Origin of the sequence: Streptomyces mexicanus (assembly GCF_902506575.1) — a bacterium.
Taxonomy (GTDB): Bacteria; Actinomycetota; Actinomycetes; order Streptomycetales; family Streptomycetaceae; genus Streptomyces; species Streptomyces mexicanus.
Map to the genome: position 1 here is coordinate 1 of NZ_LR732558.1, position 1,932 is coordinate 1,932.

The 1,932-nt window shown below is 74.1% G+C and carries 3 protein-coding genes; 1 reads left to right on the forward strand and 2 read right to left on the reverse strand.

Going from position 1 to position 1,932, the window contains the following annotated elements; genetic code table 11:
- Positions 1 to 227: SpoIIE family protein phosphatase (locus GV126_RS32290; protein WP_159674495.1), on the forward strand; the 227-nt coding region annotated here is incomplete at its 5' end.
- Here the strand turns inward: GV126_RS32290 and GV126_RS32295 are convergent.
- Positions 224 to 1,312, reverse strand: coding sequence for a YihY/virulence factor BrkB family protein (locus GV126_RS32295; protein WP_159674497.1), 1,089 nt, complete (start codon positions 1,310 to 1,312; stop codon positions 224 to 226). The genes GV126_RS32290 and GV126_RS32295 overlap by 4 nt on opposite strands.
- A 107-nt stretch (positions 1,313 to 1,419) precedes the next feature.
- A complete protein-coding gene (locus tag GV126_RS32300; protein WP_159674496.1) occupies positions 1,420 to 1,908 on the reverse strand; it encodes an MSMEG_6728 family protein in 489 nt (162 codons plus the stop codon).
- Between the last annotated feature and the right edge of the window lie 24 nt (positions 1,909 to 1,932).

The window sequence follows — 1,932 nt, forward strand, 5'->3', positions numbered from 1 at the left end:
ACCACACCCACCCGCTGCCTCCGGCGAGCACGCTGGTGCTGTTCACCGACGGCCTGATCGAGCGCCGCGGCCAGGACATCGACACCGGGCTGCGGGAGCTGGCCGTGCGCGCCGCGGGCCTGGCCACGGCCCCGCTGGAGCGGATGTGCGACGCGCTGATCACCCGGCAGGACGTGTACGACGACGATGTCGCCCTGCTGGCCCTGCGGATGCCGGACGCCCCTTAGGGGGTCGACTCCGGCCGGGACGGCGGGTCGTGGCCGTCGCCCCGGCCGCCGTCGTCCCCGGGATCGGAGTGCTCGCCGGTGTGCGTCTGGTCCGCGGTGTCCGCGTGCGGGGGCGGGTCGAAGTGGACGGTGATCTTCTCGAAGCCCTTGAAGGACTCCGTGGTCGCGTAGGACCGGTAGGCCCGCTGGTCGCCCGCGCTGAGGTGGACCCGGTCGGTGAACGGGCTCAGCAGGCTGCGCGGCCACAGCCGCATCCACCGCACCGCGGTGATCTCCGCGGTCAGCAGGTACACCAGTGCCCCGAGGTACAGCCAGGCCAGCAGGCCGAGCACGATGCCGAACAGGCCGTAGGTCGCCGTCGCGCCGCGCAGCACATGGCCGACGTAGTACGTGCCGCCCCACAGCAGCACCTGCCAGGCGCACGCGCCGCCCAGCGCCGCCGCGTACGTCGTGCGCAGCGGCAGCCGGCGCCGGATCAGCACCCGGTAGCTGGCCACCAGCAGGGCGGCGTTCAGCACCACCGCCGCGATCACCGCGGCCACGCGCACCCCCACGGCCAGCCGGGCGCCGAACACCCCGGCCGCCGACTCCGCCGCCGTGGACAGCGCCGTGGTCACGCACAGGCCCAGCGCCAGCAGCAACAGGAACTTCAGCCCCTTCAGGCGCGAGCGCAGCGGGTCCGGGCGGGCGTGCCGGGGCACGGCGAAGATCTTGTTCAGGGCGTGCTGGGCGGCCTGGGCGACGTTCAGCGCCCCGTACAGGCTGCCGACCACACCCACCGCCACCGCGACGGTGTTGCCGTGGAAGGAGCGGATGTTGTGCACGATCTGGTCGCCGATCACCGGGAACTCGCGCAGCGCCGAGTTCAGCAGCGCCTGCTGCACCTGGGGGTTGCCGCTGAGCACGGAGCTGAGCACCGCGACCAGGAAGAGCAGCAGCGGGAACAGCGACAGGAAGCCGTAGTAGGTCAGCAGCGCGGCCAGGTAGGCGGCCTGGTCGTCGTAGAACTTGTAGACCACGGCCAGCGGGAGGCCCGCCCAGCGGTGCCGCCGCTGGTAGGCGTCCAGCCGGGCCAGCACGTCCATGCGCTCTCCCACACCGTCGGCCGTGCCTCCGCACGGCACCGGCCGTCATCCCCTCCAGGTGCCCTGGCCTGCGGATTCCATGCGGGCGCCGGGCGCGTCAGGGACGGTCACGAGGTCGCGGCGGGCGGCTGCGGGTCGCGGTCCGACCGGGGCCAGACGTAGGGCAGGTCGTCGGGCACGTCCGGGAAGAGCGGGCGGTAGCAGTCGGGGTCCTTGCGCACCAGCGCCGAGCGGTGACTGCGATGCAGCGCGTCGTCGCCGAGCCACGGCGGCAGCTCCCCCGCGGCGGCCAGCCGCGCCTGGTCCCGTACGGGGCGGCCGGGGCGGTGGGCGGCGAGGCCGGCGACGAGCGAGGCCGCGCAGCTGTCCTGGTGGCCCAGGTCCCGCCACACCCGGCACACCTCCAGCCCGTAGCGCACGAGCGCCTCCTCGTAGCCGGCCCACATGCGCACCGCCGGGTGGTGGCGCCAGCCGTATCCGGGCACCGTCAGGCCGCGCAGCACCTGCAGTGCCTCGACCCGCTGCTTGCCCAGTCTGCGGCGGTCGAGCACGCGCGCGGAGGCGGTGAAGCCGGGGTAGGGCAGGAAGGTCTGCATAACACTGTCCGCGCGGGTCGGGGG

Coding starts and splice junctions, on each gene's coding strand:
- GV126_RS32295 (WP_159674497.1), bottom strand. CDS start 1,312: ATGGACGTGCTGGCCCGGCTGGACGCCTACCAGCGGCGGCACCGCTGG.
- GV126_RS32300 (WP_159674496.1), bottom strand. CDS start 1,908: ATGCAGACCTTCCTGCCCTACCCCGGCTTCACCGCCTCCGCGCGCGTG.